The sequence below is a fragment of the Paenibacillus xylanilyticus genome, from assembly GCF_013359935.1.
Taxonomy (GTDB): Bacteria; Bacillota; Bacilli; order Paenibacillales; family Paenibacillaceae; genus Paenibacillus; species Paenibacillus xylanilyticus.
On record NZ_JABMCB010000202.1, the window covers coordinates 114,814 to 131,088 of the forward strand.

Genomic DNA, 16,275 nt, shown 5'->3' on the forward strand with positions numbered 1-16,275 from the left:
AATCATTTTTTATCGACCAGGGGTTAGGCTCTATATCTTATATCTGTTTAATTGTATTATTCTATATTTCTAGTTTTATTGAAATATAGAATAAAATTTTTATCTGTTCAGCAGATAGGGAGCAAATTTTTGAACTGTGTCTGTATTCAAGCTGTAGTAGATGTAGGTTCCTTTCTTTTGAGATGTAAGCAGACCACAATCAGACAACTGCTTCAAGTGATGAGACAACGTGGAAAGGGCCACGGTTACAAGTCGATTTTCCAGATCAGCAGGACACAGATTGCTTTCAGCAGATAAAATCTGAATGATTTTGTATCGCGTTTGCTCACCCAGTGCTTTGTGAATTTTGACCGCTTGTTCTATTCCAGTCGATGTATATTCCATAACGATCTGTCCTTTCGTCTTTATTTCTTATTTCTAGTAATATTGAAATAACTGTATCACTGATGTATTCAAAAGTAAACTCCCTGGTTTAAATTCGTTACTTTAATCATGTAGAAATGATTTGAGTAAATTGAATTTAGCAGGGAGTTTAATAAAATCTCCAAGACTTTATGTGCGATCTAAAGCATCGACATAATCTTTGGCATCTTTGAGGGAAAGGTCTCTGGCTTCGCGCAGCTTTTTGATGGCCTTTATCTTTTGCCCTTGTTGTATAAGTTCCAGCAACTCATGATCAAGCCGGGACAACTCCATTTGTGTATCCGGAGCAGACGACAGGGTCGAAGCTAAGGATGAATAATTCACGTTGGAACGCGGCGTCATGCCGGTGCCATTTTCAATCCGCTCCACATCCCGTTTGAGTTCATTTAGCTGGCTTTGAAGACTAAGAACTCTAATGGTTAACACCAGAACTAGAAGCAACAAAACAATGAGTATTACAGTGTTGATTTCCATGATGCAAAAAGCCTCTCTTTCATTACGCTTATGACTTGATTTATTTGAGTTGCACTGGAATCTCCTTGACTCCACGCACAATCATGCCAGGTCTCCACTCCAGTTGAGTAACGTCTGTCTGAAGCTGTATCTCGGGAAAACGGGCGAGCAAGGTATGGATGGCAATCTCGCCTTCCAGACGTGCCAGGGGCGCACCAAGACAGAGGTGAATGCCTGTCCCAAAAGCGAGATGCGAACTCTTTTCCCGTGTGATGTCAAAGACATCTGCATCTTTGAATTTGGCATCATCCCGATTCGCGGAATCAAGCGCGACGATCACAAGCTCACCTTTGGCGATGTTCTGTCCTCGAAATTCAATATCCTCCAGCGCCCAGCGGGACGTACTGAATTCGACAGGACCGTTGTAGCGAAGCATTTCTTCGATTGCATTATGAATAAGCTCCGGTTGTTGAATCAACAGATCACGCTGTTCGGGGTGTTCCAGTAGGGCAAGCACTCCATTACCGATCAGATTAACAGTAGTTTCGTGTCCCGCAATAATGAGCAGGGAAACTACGCCGAGCAATTCATTTTCAGTCAGTTGTTGTCCGGATTCTTCTGCGATCACGAGCTGACTGATCAGGTCTTTGCCAGGATTCTCTCGCACTTTTGCAAACCAGGCAGTGAGATACTCGGTGAACTCCCGGGCATGCTGTTCAAACATCTCGGCGTGATCCGAATTCGACGCATCAATAATGTAATTGGACCATAAACGGAACTTGTCCTGATCTTCAAGAGGTACTCCCAAAATTTCACTAATGACAATAATGGGGAGTGGAAAAGCATACTCATCAATCAGGTTCATTTTGTCCCGGGATCCAATGTTATTCAGTAAGTCGTCTGCGATTTCCTGGATATGACTTCTCATGTCCGCAACCAGCTTTGGCGTGAACGCTTTCTGTACAAGTCCTCTTAGACGGCGGTGATCCGGCGGGTCAGAAAATAGCATGTTATTCACAAAAATGGATTGATTCTCAGGACCGTACCGTTTGGCGACATCCTTACTGAAGCGAGGGTCCTTAAGCACTTCGACTGCGTCCTCGTAGCGGGTAATAATCCATCCGAACTCACCATGAGGAAACATGACTTTGAAGACAGGGTCCGTCTCTCTTAATTTTTCGTATACAGGATAGGGGTTTTGCGTAAATTCCTTAGTAAAAAACGTTGTTTGTGAAGTTTCGTTCGTGTTCAATTCAATTCTCTCCTCTCATCCAAGAGCTCAGATATGAATTCCTTTTCCAAAGTATGCACACGTTTAATTCTATGGCTTAATTTGCAAAGCATGCACCTTCTACATATTCAATAGAGAACCACAGAAACCTTGTTTTTGTCCATATTATGTTATTTGCAGCTATAATTATCGATAATGATATCAAAGTTCGTTCAAATTTGCTTGTAAAGGAAGGAAAATAGAATGGTTGGGAAGAAAGTGTATATCTATTGAAAACGGTTTAAAAACATTGAAAAGGAGGTGAATTCTGCATGACAGACTTAAGGCTCCCACTGCATCAACACCAGATTCCTGCAAGTCCCCTTGTGCTTGGATGCATGCGATTCGGAGGGGAATGGGATGGTTTGCCCATCACTGATGATCTTGTACTCGAAGGGCACCACGCTGTTGAAGCAGCTCTTGAGATCGGCATTAATCATTATGATCTGGCCGATATCTATACACGTGGCAAAGCAGAACATGTTTTTGGGCGAATACTATCAGAGCGCCATGGATTGAGAGAACAGATCATTATTCAGTCGAAATGCGGCATACGCCTGGTGGGAGATGACGTAGGCCCACAGCGCTATGATTCTTCCGGAGCACATATTCAAGCCAGTGTTGACGGCATTCTTACACGCCTCGGGGTAGATTATCTGGACATATTGCTGCTCCATCGCCCCGATCCTCTTGCCCATCCGCAGGAGATCGGTGAGGCACTTGCGAGGCTCCATCATTCAGGAAAGGTCAGGCATTTTGGTGTGTCCAACATGGGTTCAGAACAGATTCGTCTGCTTCAGCTGAACTGTACCGTTCCTCTCATAGTGAATCAGCTTGAGATGAGTCTGGACAAAATCGGATTCGTCGAAGCAGGGGTTACCGTGAACCGTCCACAAGCCAAGGATAACGTTTTTCCTTACGGTACGATGGAGTATTGTCAGGCGGAGCATATCCAGCTGCAAGCATGGGGGCCGCTGGCTCAGGGAAGATTCACAGGCAGGGTGGTTGAGGGGCAAAGACCCGAAATTGAACATACAGTCAGAGTTGTTCATCGTATAGCCGGGGAACGTGGTGTTACGGCTGAGTCTGTAGTGCTCGCCTGGTTAATGAAGCATCCCGCCGGTATTCAACCTGTCATTGGTTCAATACGACCGGAGCGTATTCGTGCCTGCCGTGATGCAACCCGGATTGAATTGACAAGATATGAGTGGTATGAGCTCTATTCCGCATCCTGTGGACGAAGAATGTAAGCAGGAAACATGCGAATGGTAGAATGTAGAATCATTTTTGAAAAATAGTAGTGAGAAGGATGAAACGCAGGCTGACAGTCTGTGTTTCTTTGCGTTGTTCGCATTCTTTGGTTAAACCATCATATTATTTGATGTAATGATATTAGTAGTTCATAGGACTTTTTATGCAAAAGCCTTGAAAGAATCTAAGTTGGAGGGAGCATGATGCCGATATAACGGAATTAATGACTGGCCTCTTTGTTCATAAATGTGCTATTTCCATGTCCATCGACTTAGTACAGAGTTCGGATAAGAGGGACGTTTCAACCATTTTTCTCGGTTTCTAGGGTAGTTGAGAGACCTCTGTGATAAAATAATAGGAATAAGAACATACGATCTGTTTTGTGAGAGGGGATACTGTTGACGATGGAAATGCTTAAACCACCTGCCGAGACACTATACGAGGCTGAGTTACGCGCACTTCGGGAGGAAGATACGGGAAAGCGGCCTCCCAATTGGCTACTGTCCCCGGCATACGTGCGGGATTTCATCATTGGCAGGGACAAGCCTGCAATTCTGGATGGGGAGGCCATTGCGATCACGCGTAAATTTTACGGCAATGACGTATTAATTGAACGCGCAGTAGTAACGCTGGCGGGCAATCGTGGGTTAATGCTGGTGGGAGAACCAGGAACGGCCAAGACGATGCTCAGTGAACTGCTTACCGCAGCAATCTCGGGAACCAGTCTGAATACCATTCAGGGGACGGCAGGTACAACGGAAGACATGATCAAATATTCGTGGAACTATGCCATGCTGCTTGATAAAGGTCCATCCGAAGCGGCGCTGGTACCCTCCCCACTGTACAGTGGCATGAAGAAAGGCATTATCACCCGTTTCGAAGAGATTACACGTTGTCCCGCCGAAGCACAGGATAGTCTGATCAGTATTTTAAGCGACAAGGTGATGAGCATTCCTGAACTGGATGGCGGTGTACTGTTTGCGAAACCAGGATTTAACGTCATTGCGACAGCGAATATTCGTGATAAAGGTGTTAACGAGATGAGCGGTGCACTGAAACGCCGTTTCAACTTTGAAACGATCAAACCGATCAGCAGTGTAAAAATGGAAGCGAAAATTATTGAATCCCAGGCACGCAGCCTGTTATTACATAGTGATATTGACATCGAAATTAATCCGGATGTAGTTGAACTGCTTGCTACAACTTTTATGGAGCTTCGTACCGGAATGACACGCGAGGGGTACAAGCTGGATACGCCCCAAGCTTCCATGAGTACCGCCGAAGCCGTATCCGTTTACGTCCAAAGTGCAATGACCTCGTATTATTACGAAGATAAAGGGATTGCACTGGACCGGCTGGTTCAGAACATGCTCGGAACCATCGCCAAGGAAAATGACAAGGATCTGTCCATTCTCAAAACCTATTTCTCCAAGGTCGTGAAAGAGCGCTCCAGGGAAGAGGGCATCTGGAAGGATTATTATGAGGAGAAAAAATGGATCGGGTAAAACACCAATTGGAGGAGCTGGACGTTAGCCAATTACAGATCCTGTTTGAATCTCAGGTGTATAACCTGAACAACGGCATCATCTATTTTCCCATAAGGCACCACAGCCCGGTGTGTTCTTATCATATGCTGCAGTTGATTGAAGCGTACAAGCCGGACAGCATTCTGATTGAAGGGCCTGAGAGCGGAAATCCATTCATTTCCGTATTGGCCGATGAAGCGACGCTTCCCCCGGTCAGTATGTATTACACCTATGAGACTGAGGATGATCGGGCAGCATGCTACTATCCCATGCTGCGTTACTCTCCTGAATATGTAGCTTTGCGAGAAGCATCCCGGCTGGGCATTCCGGCTCAGTTTATTGATCTTGATTACTATCATTTCTCTATGGAAGAAAAATCAGAACAACGGGAAATATCCATCCAGGATGAAACACTGCTGGCTGGTTCGGACTTTATCGACCGTTTGTGCCAAAAAACGAACTGTCGCAGTTTCGATGAACTGTGGGAGAAAGTGTTTGAGATTGGCGGCCTGGAGAAATCAACGCAGGAGTTTGTGCAGGATGTATTCACGTATTGTACGTTATCCCGCATGTGTTATACAACGGAGCGACTAAGCCGTTCTGGTGACCTTGCTAGAGAAGCCCATATGCGAACTTGTATCGATAAGGCTTCCCGGAAATATGATCGTGTGCTTGTCATTACAGGTGGATTCCATACCTATGGACTGCTGGACTTGAAACTTAGCACAAATCAGAACAAGGCTGTGCCCGATAGCATGAGTTCTTCACCGAAGGATTCGGTCCATCAGCAGATGTATCCCATGGTATATACCTTTGCGGAGGCGGATCGTCTGAATGGCTATGCGAGCGGAATGCCTTATGTGAATTACTACGATATGATCTGGTCCCAACTGCTCCGCCAGAAAAATACGGCATATAACAAGACGGCAGTTGATCTGCTGTCCCAGCTTACTCGTAAACTGCGCGAAGGTCATGAGCATGTATCAACGAGTGACGCGATAGAAGCTTACAGCATGATTCAGGGCCTGGCGACACTTCGTGGCAAAAGGGAGGGCGGTGTCTACGAGCTGATGGATGCAGCTCTCGCTTCTTTTGTCAAAGGAGAGCTAACGCTCGCTACAGAAAAACCTCTGCAGGAACTGCAGCGTCTCCTTACGGGTGATGTGATTGGGAGTGTCGCTCCCAATTCGTTCAGTATTCCGATTGTTGAAGATTTCAAAGCACGTTGTGCCGTGTCGAAGCTTCATCTTCGGACGACCGGGCAGCACAAGAAGGTGCTGGATCTGTATGCCAAACCGGAGCACCGGCAGCTTAGTCAATTGTTTCAATGCATTACTTATCTGGTGCCGGAATTTGCGAAGCGTCAATCAGGTCCGGACTGGATTGCACAGCGAGACATGAACCTGGTCCGGGAGACGTGGATCTATAACTATTCGTCCAGAATTGAAGCAAGATTAATCGAAAATTCCCTCTACGGTGGCACGATTCAGGAAGCAGCTACTCGGAAAATGGCAGAACACATGCAGGATATCCCGGATCACCATAGCGGAGAACTTGCGAAATCCATGCTCCAGGCACTGCTAATGGGGTTGCAGGATACGGCAAAGCAATTGTATGACCAGGTGCGTTCTGCGTTAAGAAAGGATGGGAATTTCCTGTCCCTGTGCGGGAGCCTTCATATTTTGGATCGAATTCATCAACACCGAAGGTTGCTTGGTTTATCGGAAGACAGCCATCTTCCCGAACTGGTTGCTGAAGCCTATAACAATGCCGTGGATAAGCTGTTGCAGCTCTCGAAAACAAATCCGGATGAGCATAAAGCGATTATTCAGGGACTGAAGCTGCTCGCGATGCTTGCTGAGTCCTCTGAGGAACGTTATCAGGATGAAACATTCAGGGCACACCTGAATGAACTGCTGGCAGACCACAGGCTTCCGGCTCAACTCGAAGGGGTATGCCTGGCCATATCTTCGGGTCTCGGTGACCGGTCAAGGGAAGAGATTGTTAATCGCGCTCGGGGATACATCCGTGGAACGCCGGAACAAATGCGGCAGACAGCACATTATTTACAGGGCGTGTTTGCCGTGGCACGAGACGCTTTTCTATACGAAGATCAGCTGTTATCAGAATTGAATTATATGATAGAGCAGTTAGATCATGATGAATTTATCGTCATGATCCCGGAACTGCGACTTGCTTTTACTTATTTCACCCCCATGGAGACGGCACTGATTGCGGATCGGGTTGCGAGTTTGCATCAGGTGCAGGCCGAAGAGATGTCCAAGCCCGGGGTAGACGAACAAATGCTATTTCAGGCGAAAGCATGGGACGATGCCATTCGGAAGGAGTTTGAGGCATGGAAGCTGATTTGAACAGAGGCAGTACATCTTCCGATCATGTGAAAGAGACTCCGGATCCGAAACAGGCGGAAACCTTAAACCGGTGGCGATTGATCCTGGGCGAATCTGCAGAAAAAGGGTTGTCGAATACAGAGGCTTACGATGCGGATCATTTTGCTTACACCGAAATCGATGAAATTTTGGGTTATCTGTACAATCGCGAGTATGGCGAGGAACAGGGATATCGAAAAGAAGGCGGACGTGGTTCTTCGGATCTCACGGTCCCCAATTGGCTGCATAAGGTCAGGGAATTGTTTCCCAAACCAAACCGTGGAATTGCTGGAAAAACAAGCATTGGACCGTTACGGTCTGACAGAGCTGTTAACAGATAAAAAGCTGCTTGAATCTCTCGAACCCAATATGAACCTGCTGAAAAACATCATGCAGTTCAAAGGGCGAATGAAGGGCGACGTACTCCGAAGTGCGAAGGAAATTGTGCGAACCGTAGTTGAAGAGCTGCGCCGTAAACTGGAGTCTCAGACCAGAGCCAGTATCATGGGGAAACGCAGCAGGTACACGCCCAGTTCTGTACGATCCTTGCGCAATCTGAATTTCAAACAAACCATCACCAAGAACCTGAAGAATTATGACCGAACCAAACGCAGATTTGTGATTGATCGTTTATATTTTGATGGTAACATCCAGCCGCATAACAAATGGAACATCATCATCGCTGTGGATGAAAGCGGCAGTATGATGGACTCGGTCATTTACAGCTCGGTGATGGCAAGTATCTTCTATCGCTTAAATGCTTTGCGTACCCATCTGTTTATATTCGATACCCAGGTTGTCGATCTGAGCGACAGGTTGGAAGATCCGGTAGACGTGCTCATGAGTGTACAGCTGGGTGGAGGAACTCATATTGCCAAGGCTCTGCGTTATGGAGAAACGTTGATCGATAATCCAGGCAAAACGATCTATATCCTAGTGAGTGATCTGGAAGAGGGATATCCGATCCAGCAGATGTACAAGGCGTGCAAAGATATCATCGACGCAGGGTGCAAATTGCTTGTCCTCACAGCCCTCGACTTTAATGGGGATACCGTCTACAACAAACATGCTGCACAAACGTTAACCAATATGGGAGCGCATGTAGCTGCGATTACTCCCAATGAATTGGCAAATTGGATTGGCGAGATTATGACGTAATTTGAGGATATAAAATGAGACTTAAAACTAAAGGAGGAATGCGTAATGCTTACAACAGACCGCGCGGTTGAAGCACTGGTAGAGAAGTTTGCTGAGATGTGCTCGAGGGATTACTCACTCAAAACAGATCGGAGTCAAGAAATCACTGATTATGTCCTGGGAATAACGGACAAGTTTCCTGAAATGCTGGGAAATTCGAGTCACTATGTGTACTATACGATTGATGCTCTCATGAAACTTGCCAAGAAAGACGATGGAGATGTATTTTTTCGGGCGGGGGCTATTGTCATTCATCTGGAATCCCAATATTCCAGACGCAATTCGTGGAGTACAGATGGCTTCACCGTCTGTCTCGGCAATGATTCAGAAGCTTACGGATTAAGCGGAAAGAGCAAAAGTCAGGATCGACTGGGTGGTTTGCTGTCCCGGTTGGAGAAAATCCGTCAGTTTGCCGGAGAGAAGGAGATTGTAGAGGAACTGAAAAGCAGGCTAAGCCGTGTTCAGTTGTTTGTTGATTCCAAAAAAGGAAATGGCTACGGAAACCACCAAAGTGAAATTATTGATGCTTTGCTTCTGTTGAAATCGTATTCCCAGTTGAATGGCATTGCCACACATCCGGCACAGGTACATTTACTCAGTCAAAATCTGCATGAGTTGCTTCAACTGGTAATAGCTGATGATGCAGAACAGCTCCGTCCGACGTTACATAAGCTAATAGAGCCGTTGATTGTTTGCTCCATGCAGACCCGGTCTAATCGGTCCGTTCATGATCTGGATCCGGAATTCCTTCAACAAAAGCGGAATCGACTAATTGCAGAGCATTATCCCAATACTTCATTGAATAAAAAAGAGCAATTGTCCCAGAACGTGTTCCACCAATCCATGGTATTGCTGAGCAGTTCGTTATTATATCTGATTAATATCAGCGGGGGCAAAGAGCGGTTTCTTGAGAACAAAGGCGACACGGGTCATGCGCTACTGGAAGCAATAACGCAATTGCATGAGATCTATCCTTTTGAAATGCGCATGTACCTACTGAGTATGGATTCCAGAACCAAGAATGCAGATGCGCTGCTTGCTGGTCTGCTTCCTCTCGAAGAACCTTACCAGTTGATCGAGCTAATGCTGAGCGAGCTCAACATGCATTCCATATCCTGGCATACTCTACAGTCGGCGATTACGAGTGAGCCCGATCAATCCAGACGAGCATACCAGATTCTCAAAACCCCATATCTCAAGCTGATTATACAAAAGATATTGGAGGATCAGGGTCTAGAACTGCCTAACGCTGACGGAACGGTTGAACAAGCTGTCTTTGCCGTACTGCGGGAGCCTTTGGATGGAGGTCGCAGCGGTCTTGCGATCGCACGGTATCTGGAAGGAAAAACTCCGTTTGAGGAGTACTGGAAGGATCCAAACAGCCGTGGTCTGTTTAATAACCTGAATCGTGACAAAAAGCGTATTCAGAGCCTGGTTGCCATTAGTTTCCTGCCTGTGGATTCGGAGGCGATGCGCCGGTTCGTGATTCTGGCAACACATCCGGAGTGGACGCTGGACATTGTCTCTGATATGTATCGGTCATACGCGTTTAGTGGAGAGAAGCTGCTTCAACGTTATGGACAAGATCCGGAGGTGCAGCATGAGAAATTGTTAACCAGCCTGATCTCGCTCAATGGCATGACGGATTACAGATATATATCCATGCCCCAGGAGGAGTACCGCAGGATCATCCAGCAAAATCTGGACTATGCCCTGGAACAGTATAAGAAGCTTCCAACGGACACTCGGGTGTTGATTTTGGAGATCACCTTTGAACAGCGGAGCGAACTCTCAACGAACAAGCTTGCCGAAGCGATTCGTGCCGGATTGCAGGATTCGTCCAAAAAGGCAAACGGACTCGCGTTATCCGAATTTAATCGCTTGCCAGACCCCGACTTATTTACGACCATATACCGCTCAGAGAAGAAAGCAGGCGTGAAAGAAATGGCTCTCAGCGCCATCCGCAGCTTGGAACAGAATAAGGATCTGTACCATGAGCTTCTGAAGGCTGAGAAGTCAGAGGATTGGAAGAACCTGATCCAAATTCTGCTGGATACCGCGGACCAAAGTCCTGAATATGCCCACGCAGCACTTGCTGATCAGGCGGATGCCAAAAAGCTCGCTAGGCTTGGCTGGCTATCCCTGAAGGATCTACCTTCTCTTATTCGTTTGGGGGACAATCAGCCTTTGGACGAACGAATCAAGCAATACATCCTGGTGCAATCGGTAGATCATACAGCTGCGCCGAACGAAAGGCTGAATGAACTGCGTGAATACGTTAGCGAAGAATCGTTAGCGCGATTTGCAAGTGAACTGCTCCAGTTGTGGATCCAGGACGGTGCGCCTGCCAAAGAGAAGTGGGTGATGTATGTCTCGGCACTCTTTGGCGATATCCAGATCGTGAACATTGTAGCCCCTCAAATTAAGGAATGGACGGAAAACAGCCGGGGAGCCATTGCAGCAGACGCTGTAAAGGTACTGGCTTATCTGAAAGAGCCCTCTGCGCTCATGGCCATTGACAAGATTAAACGAAGCGTGAAAAACAGGCAGGTTAAGGGCGCTGCAGAAGAAGCGCTGCAGCTAGCAGCCGACAATTTGGGACTTACCCCGGAACAGTTGGAAGATCGGCTTGTCACTACGCTCGGTTTTGACGAGTCAGGAACGATGCGGCTTAGTTACGGAGAGCGTTCCTTCCTGATTAAAGTGAATGGGGATCTGCAGGTGGTTGCCTTGAATGAAGAAACTGGTAAAACCGTGAAAAGCCTGCCTGCCCCTGCACAGAAAGACGATGCCGAACTCGCTGCACAGTCCAAGGCACGTTTCACACAGCTGAAGAAAGACCTCAAAACGATGGTCGGCATTCAGGCGGAGCGCCTGGAAGAATCACTGTCCAAGCAGCGTCTGTGGTCCGCAGATGAGTGGAAGGCGCTGTTTGTCCAAAATGTAATCATGCAGAAATTCGCTGTAGGTCTGATCTGGGGCACGTATCAAGATGGACAGCTGATCAGCACCTTCCGCTATATGGAGGATGGCACGTTTAATACTGTGGATGAGGATGAATACGAACTGCCTTCTGATGCGCAGGTCGGACTTGTACACCCTCTTGAACTTGAAGCATCCATTTTGGAGGGCTGGAAAACGCAGCTTGAAGATTACGAGATCAAGCAGCCTTTCGAGCAGCTTGAGCGTGAAATTCATTTGCCTGAGGATGAAGATTTCAAGCTTGAGGAATATAATCGTCTTCCTGAATCAGAATTCTCACCAACTGCTTTCCCTAAAGCGCTGGAGAAATACGGTTGGATTAAAGGGCCGGCAATGGACGGCGGTTGGTATCACGAGTTTTACAAAGAATACGATGAATTTGTTGCTGAATTGCGCTTCAGCGGTACGAGTATTTCATATTACGAGGGAATGGATAATATTACGCTGGAAGACCTGCATTTCTTTAGACCGGATAGCAAGAAGAACTATTATTATGGCAACAACAAGAGCATTGCCTTGGGACAAATTCCAGGTCGTGTCTTCAGTGAAACGCTCTATGATATCTTGAGAGCGACAGGACGTTGATGACGTGAATGAATTTAAACAAAAATTTAGGATATTTGTAAAGCTGTGTACCGAAGATTTTCTTATACGGCATGCCAACAAGGGATTATACAAGCGGTCCTTGAAAGACATGGATTACGGCGTGAGTGTGCAATATACGTGGAATGCATCCTCTGTGAGCTGTCAGTTGAGCGATGGAACCCTGTGTACGCTGGAAGATACGCTGGATCATTGGGCGTGTTCTTGTCCGTCAGATCATGTCTGCAAACATGTTCTAATCTCCATCTTGTATTATCAGCGTGAGCAGCAGACGGACGAAGATGCTGCAGGAGCTAATAAGACAGAGGTGGAAAAACTTGAAGCAGGTTCTGACGAGTCCAGTGTCAATTCCCTCGGTAGAGCAGAGGAAGCGGTATCTCCAGTTATTGACCCCCGTTTCCGCTGGATGACGGAGTATGACCTGTCCACATTAATGAAGTCGTACAGCACTTCAATGATCGAAGAGGTTTTGTTCAGGTTGCGGTACCCCGAACAGATTGAAATTTTGGAGGATTCACTCCTTACGGTACGGCTTGTAAGACAAGACATTGAGGTTTCTTTTACTGAGGAACCGAGCCTGGCCAAGGCTCTATGCAAGGTGAAACAGACCGCTGGAACTATGGCAAAGCTGGAAGCTTTACTGCGATATCGAAGACAACAAAATGTAGACGATACGGAAGCATTAAGCGGAAAGGTATATGAAGCCAAGTTTTCCATTCAAACCGTTCGCGAATGTCGGGGCATGCTTACTGGTATGTTAAACACAGGACTCGCAAGGCTGCCTCAAACCTATATGGCTCAGCTCGAGACATTGGCTATTGCGGCTCATAGTGGCAACCTTCCTGACGTTGAGCGCAGTTTACGAGGAATTCAGGGTGAACTGCAGCTGTTTTTTAACCGGCATATCCGTTTCTCCATGCAGTCCATGCTAGATCGGATCACCAAACTGTATCTCGCGCTGGAGGTGTTGGAGCAGAAGAATGTATCTGCGTTTAAACAGAGTCAGCTCATAGGCAGTTTTCGCAGTAAATACTTCACGGTTCCGCAGCTGCACTTGTATGGTCTGGGGGCCGACGCTTGGGAGACTCGGTCCGGTTACCGCGGAATAACGTATTATTTCTACTGCTTCGATGACCAGGAGATGTATACGTATAGTGATGTCCGAGCCGTATACTATGACGATCAATCGTTCTCCTACTCAGAGCACTATGGAGCATATACTCCCTGGTTATCCAACGTAACCTTCCGTCAATTCGCTGGGGAAGAGCTGCAATTTCACACGGTAAAAGTGAATGAAGACCGCAGGCTATCCTCCGGAGAAGGCGCGAAACTAGAACTAATGACGCGAACAAAAGTGGGAGATGTGAATCTGGGCAAATACCTACAGGATGTATCTTCTGTACTCCTTGAGGATTCCCGGGTATTTGATCTCTTCACACCACCGAAGGAGCGTCTTGCGATCCTACGGGTGGCCCGAATCGTAGATCACAGCTTTGATAAACAAACCCAGAATCTTATTCTGACGGTTGAAAGTGAAGACGGAGAGCTGCTTCCCCTGACGTTCCCTTATTCAATGGACTGGCAAACGATGTTTCAGCGTCTGGAGTCAGGATATGGAGCCACATCACTCGAACACTTTTATGCTTTTGTTCGAATTGAACAGAGCAAGTTTTATCCAATCAGTTTCCTGAAGGGTCAACAGGTAATCAGCCTGAAAATGGATTTGGGTTACGGAAGGACGGGGAGACTTGGAAGACTATAGTCAGTTCATACAGCAGGTAGGCAGTTGGGCAGAAGAACTGCTGCTGCGGGGAATATCTCAATTTACACTGAGGGATGTGGAAGTGCTGGAGCAGTTCCTCGAGGAGACCAAGCGGTTCCAACTAACGTTTCTTCAGGAAGTGGTTGAGCCAATGATTATGGAAGGACGTCATCTGGCTCTCGGAAACGGTGATGAAGAGCTCTTGCTGCGATATTATTGCCGGTTAACTCAATATGTGCAACTAAGTGTTCAGGAAACATCTTGAAGCGCACTGAAAGATTTGTAGAAGCGTATGCCTCTGCAAATCTTTTTTTGTGGATTGTGAGTAAATTGGAATTTTAAATCGAATTTAAGTAGGAGTGCTATTTTAAGCTAATGAGAGGAGGAATGAACATCGATGAGTGAGGAACAGATCAGGGAAGCAGTCGCAAGGCGCGATCCTGGTGCCATGACGTGGATTATGGATCATTACGCGGGTTTACTGTGGAAGATCATTTATTCCATATTACATAAGGCATCGACAGAAGATATAGAAGAATGCGTGGCAGACACCTTTTTTTCTTTTTGGCAAAATCCACTAGCATTCCAGCCTGAACGTAGTAGTCTAAAAAATTATCTTGCAACCATCGCTAAGCACAAGGCGATTGATCGATATCGAAAATTGAACCGAAGGAGTGAACTTCTGTACGAAGAAAGCATCCATGTTGTTGAAACAGAAGATACACTCTCTCAAATCATCAGCCGAGAAGAACAGAATGATTTACAGCAAGCCATTGAAGCGTTCCCTGAACCGGATCGAGAGATTATGAAACGCCGGTTTTACGATGGGCAAAAGCCTAATGAAATCTCAGAAGCATTATCCCTACAAGTTAGACAGGTCCACAATAAAATTTACCGTTCTAAAAAGCACCTGCGAGATTGGTGGATGAAAAGAAAATAAAGGTGGTGATTTACATTTCACGTTCAAAGGATCATTTAACTGAACAAAATCTAATGAATATCAAGAATATATTTTATGAGAAGGCTGGGCTTCAAGTAGATGCTCAAAGTCAAATGAAAAATTCGAAAACATCCTCGAATAGTAAAATGAGACATAAGATCATCTATATTTCTGCTGCGTCCGTTTTATCCTTAACGGTTGTTACTGGTGCAGCAGCAGCCTTAGGGGTTATTGATCTGTCATCCGTTCTCCGCTTTCTGAGTGCGGATCGTATTAATATCCTTCAACCAGTAAACAAGCTAAGTGAAGATCAAGGCATACGGATGCAGACACTTGGTGCAGTGAGAGATGGAAATACTGCGGAAATATATGTTTCTTTCACGGATCTTACGGAAGATCGAATTGATGCCACACTTGATATATATAGCTATCATGTATCTGGTGGTCAGGCAAATAACGCTCAGATCGTATATTATGATGCCGAAGAAAAAACAGCGGTTGTACGATTTCTGATACAAGGAAAAAAACTGAAGAGCCGGATGACGTTGAGTGTAAGTTCATTTTTGTCTGGTGCATCCAAAGATGAGAATTATGATGTACAACTTAATCTTTCCAGTCTTTTAAGTACGCATCAACAGAATGACTACGTTACCCTGAATCAAATGAAAGACGATATCAGTGGGTGGAGTGGAGAATCCTCAAAGATATTTAATGAAGAGGGCTCAATTCATGTACTGCAACGTGACAAAACTCATATTCCTTTGGAGGGAATGGATTGGTTATATATCTCCAATATAGGTTTCGTGGATGGAAAACTGCATATTCAGGTGAATCCCAACATTGAAATGGGCAGTTACAATTATGGTCATTTTTTCTTTACCGATAAGCAAGGTACTCCACAAAATATTCCAATGAATACGATTTATTATGGTTCTTTTATGAAAGACGGTATCGGTTACGGTGGAGACTATATAGAGTATATCTTCGATATATCCGATATCAGTCAACTCGAAAATCTTCAGCTTAAAGGGAAGTTTACTACCTATGATCAGATAATTAAGGGGCAGTGGGAAACAAGTTTTAATTTGAAAGAAGAGGCTTTAAGCAAAACGGGGGATGCTACGGTCCATCTTGATAAAGATACAGATGTCAAAGTAACCGTTTCTTCCGTAGGTGTAACACTGAAGGGTATGGATATGAATCGAATTCCCCTCGAGGATCTTCGTCTGGAGATCTATTTAAATGATGGTACACAGATTACACCAAAAGGAGGGTTTGTGAGGATTGAGGATACTATAACGAAATGGATATCGACCCAGACCATTCCGATACAAGAGGTTAACCACATTATGTTTAACGGTCAGAAAGTAATACTACGCGATAAGATCTCTTAATGAGATGTTAGCAGTTTTATTCGTTCAGATGTCATATCCCGGGTTATGATGCATACCATTAGGCGAATGCGGTCATAAGGGAGG

General features: G+C 45.8%; 11 protein-coding genes and 1 pseudogene. 9 read left to right on the forward strand and 3 right to left on the reverse strand.

Annotated features, from left to right (window positions below):
* Positions 1–99: 99 nt before the first annotated feature.
* The 3 genes from HP552_RS27370 to HP552_RS27380 form a co-directional block, all read right to left on the reverse strand.
* Complete coding sequence (locus HP552_RS27370; protein WP_175398540.1) at positions 100–384, reverse strand: ArsR/SmtB family transcription factor; 285 nt, start codon at positions 382–384, stop codon at positions 100–102.
* 168 nt (positions 385–552) lie between these two features.
* The gene (locus HP552_RS27375; protein ID WP_175398541.1) at positions 553–897 is read right to left on the reverse strand and encodes a ribosomal protein L7/L12; all 345 of its coding nucleotides are present in this window, start codon (positions 895–897) and stop codon (positions 553–555) included.
* A gap of 40 nt (positions 898–937) precedes the next feature.
* Entirely contained in the window at positions 938–2,128 is a 1,191-nt protein-coding gene (locus HP552_RS27380) for a cytochrome P450 family protein (RefSeq protein ID WP_175398542.1), read from the reverse strand.
* Positions 2,129–2,418: 290 nt separating this feature from the next.
* On the opposite strand from HP552_RS27380, the gene HP552_RS27385 reads away from it, so the two are divergent.
* The 9 genes and pseudogenes from HP552_RS27385 to HP552_RS27425 all read left to right on the forward strand — a co-directional run bounded on the left by HP552_RS27385 (position 2,419) and on the right by HP552_RS27425 (position 16,191).
* The gene (locus HP552_RS27385) at positions 2,419–3,396 is read left to right on the forward strand and encodes an aldo/keto reductase (protein ID WP_175398543.1); all 978 of its coding nucleotides are present in this window, start codon (positions 2,419–2,421) and stop codon (positions 3,394–3,396) included.
* 405 nt (positions 3,397–3,801) lie between these two features.
* The gene (locus HP552_RS27390; RefSeq protein WP_175398544.1) at positions 3,802–4,902 is read left to right on the forward strand and encodes an ATP-binding protein; all 1,101 of its coding nucleotides are present in this window, start codon (positions 3,802–3,804) and stop codon (positions 4,900–4,902) included.
* Positions 4,890–7,295, forward strand: a complete 2,406-nt coding sequence (locus tag HP552_RS27395; protein WP_175398545.1) for a DUF5682 family protein — start codon at positions 4,890–4,892, stop codon at positions 7,293–7,295. The genes HP552_RS27390 and HP552_RS27395 overlap by 13 nt, the downstream gene beginning before the upstream one ends.
* A pseudogene (locus HP552_RS27400) lies at positions 7,280–8,471 on the forward strand (VWA domain-containing protein). Before HP552_RS27395 ends, HP552_RS27400 begins: the two are co-directional and overlap by 16 nt.
* 45 nt (positions 8,472–8,516) lie before the next feature.
* Positions 8,517–12,077: a DUF4132 domain-containing protein gene (locus HP552_RS27405; protein WP_175398546.1), complete on the forward strand. Its 3,561-nt coding sequence runs from the start codon at positions 8,517–8,519 to the stop codon at positions 12,075–12,077.
* A 4-nt stretch (positions 12,078–12,081) separates the two neighbouring features.
* Positions 12,082–13,857 carry a hypothetical protein gene (locus HP552_RS27410; protein ID WP_175398547.1) on the forward strand — a complete coding sequence of 592 codons (1,776 nt, stop codon included), beginning with the start codon at positions 12,082–12,084 and terminating at the stop codon, positions 13,855–13,857.
* Positions 13,844–14,122, forward strand: a complete 279-nt coding sequence (locus tag HP552_RS27415; RefSeq protein ID WP_175398548.1) for a hypothetical protein — start codon at positions 13,844–13,846, stop codon at positions 14,120–14,122. The genes HP552_RS27410 and HP552_RS27415 overlap by 14 nt, the downstream gene beginning before the upstream one ends.
* Before the next feature lie 132 nt (positions 14,123–14,254).
* On the forward strand, positions 14,255–14,797 hold the full coding sequence (locus HP552_RS27420) for a sigma-70 family RNA polymerase sigma factor (protein ID WP_175398549.1): 543 nt from the start codon (positions 14,255–14,257) through the stop codon (positions 14,795–14,797).
* Positions 14,779–16,191: a hypothetical protein gene (locus HP552_RS27425; protein ID WP_175398550.1), complete on the forward strand. Its 1,413-nt coding sequence runs from the start codon at positions 14,779–14,781 to the stop codon at positions 16,189–16,191. Before HP552_RS27420 ends, HP552_RS27425 begins: the two co-directional genes overlap by 19 nt.
* Positions 16,192–16,275: the final 84 nt, after the last annotated feature.

What these genes read in the sequence shown, in the direction of transcription:
- HP552_RS27370 (WP_175398540.1), bottom strand. Translation starts at nt 384, where the DNA reads ATGGAATATACATCGACTGGAATAGAACAAGCGGTCAAAATTCACAAA.
- HP552_RS27375 (WP_175398541.1), bottom strand. Translation starts at nt 897, where the DNA reads ATGGAAATCAACACTGTAATACTCATTGTTTTGTTGCTTCTAGTTCTG.
- HP552_RS27385 (WP_175398543.1), top strand. Translation starts at nt 2,419, where the DNA reads ATGACAGACTTAAGGCTCCCACTGCATCAACACCAGATTCCTGCAAGT.
- HP552_RS27390 (WP_175398544.1), top strand. Translation starts at nt 3,802, where the DNA reads ATGGAAATGCTTAAACCACCTGCCGAGACACTATACGAGGCTGAGTTA.
- HP552_RS27395 (WP_175398545.1), top strand. Translation starts at nt 4,890, where the DNA reads ATGGATCGGGTAAAACACCAATTGGAGGAGCTGGACGTTAGCCAATTA.
- HP552_RS27405 (WP_175398546.1), top strand. Translation starts at nt 8,517, where the DNA reads ATGCTTACAACAGACCGCGCGGTTGAAGCACTGGTAGAGAAGTTTGCT.
- HP552_RS27420 (WP_175398549.1), top strand. Translation starts at nt 14,255, where the DNA reads ATGAGTGAGGAACAGATCAGGGAAGCAGTCGCAAGGCGCGATCCTGGT.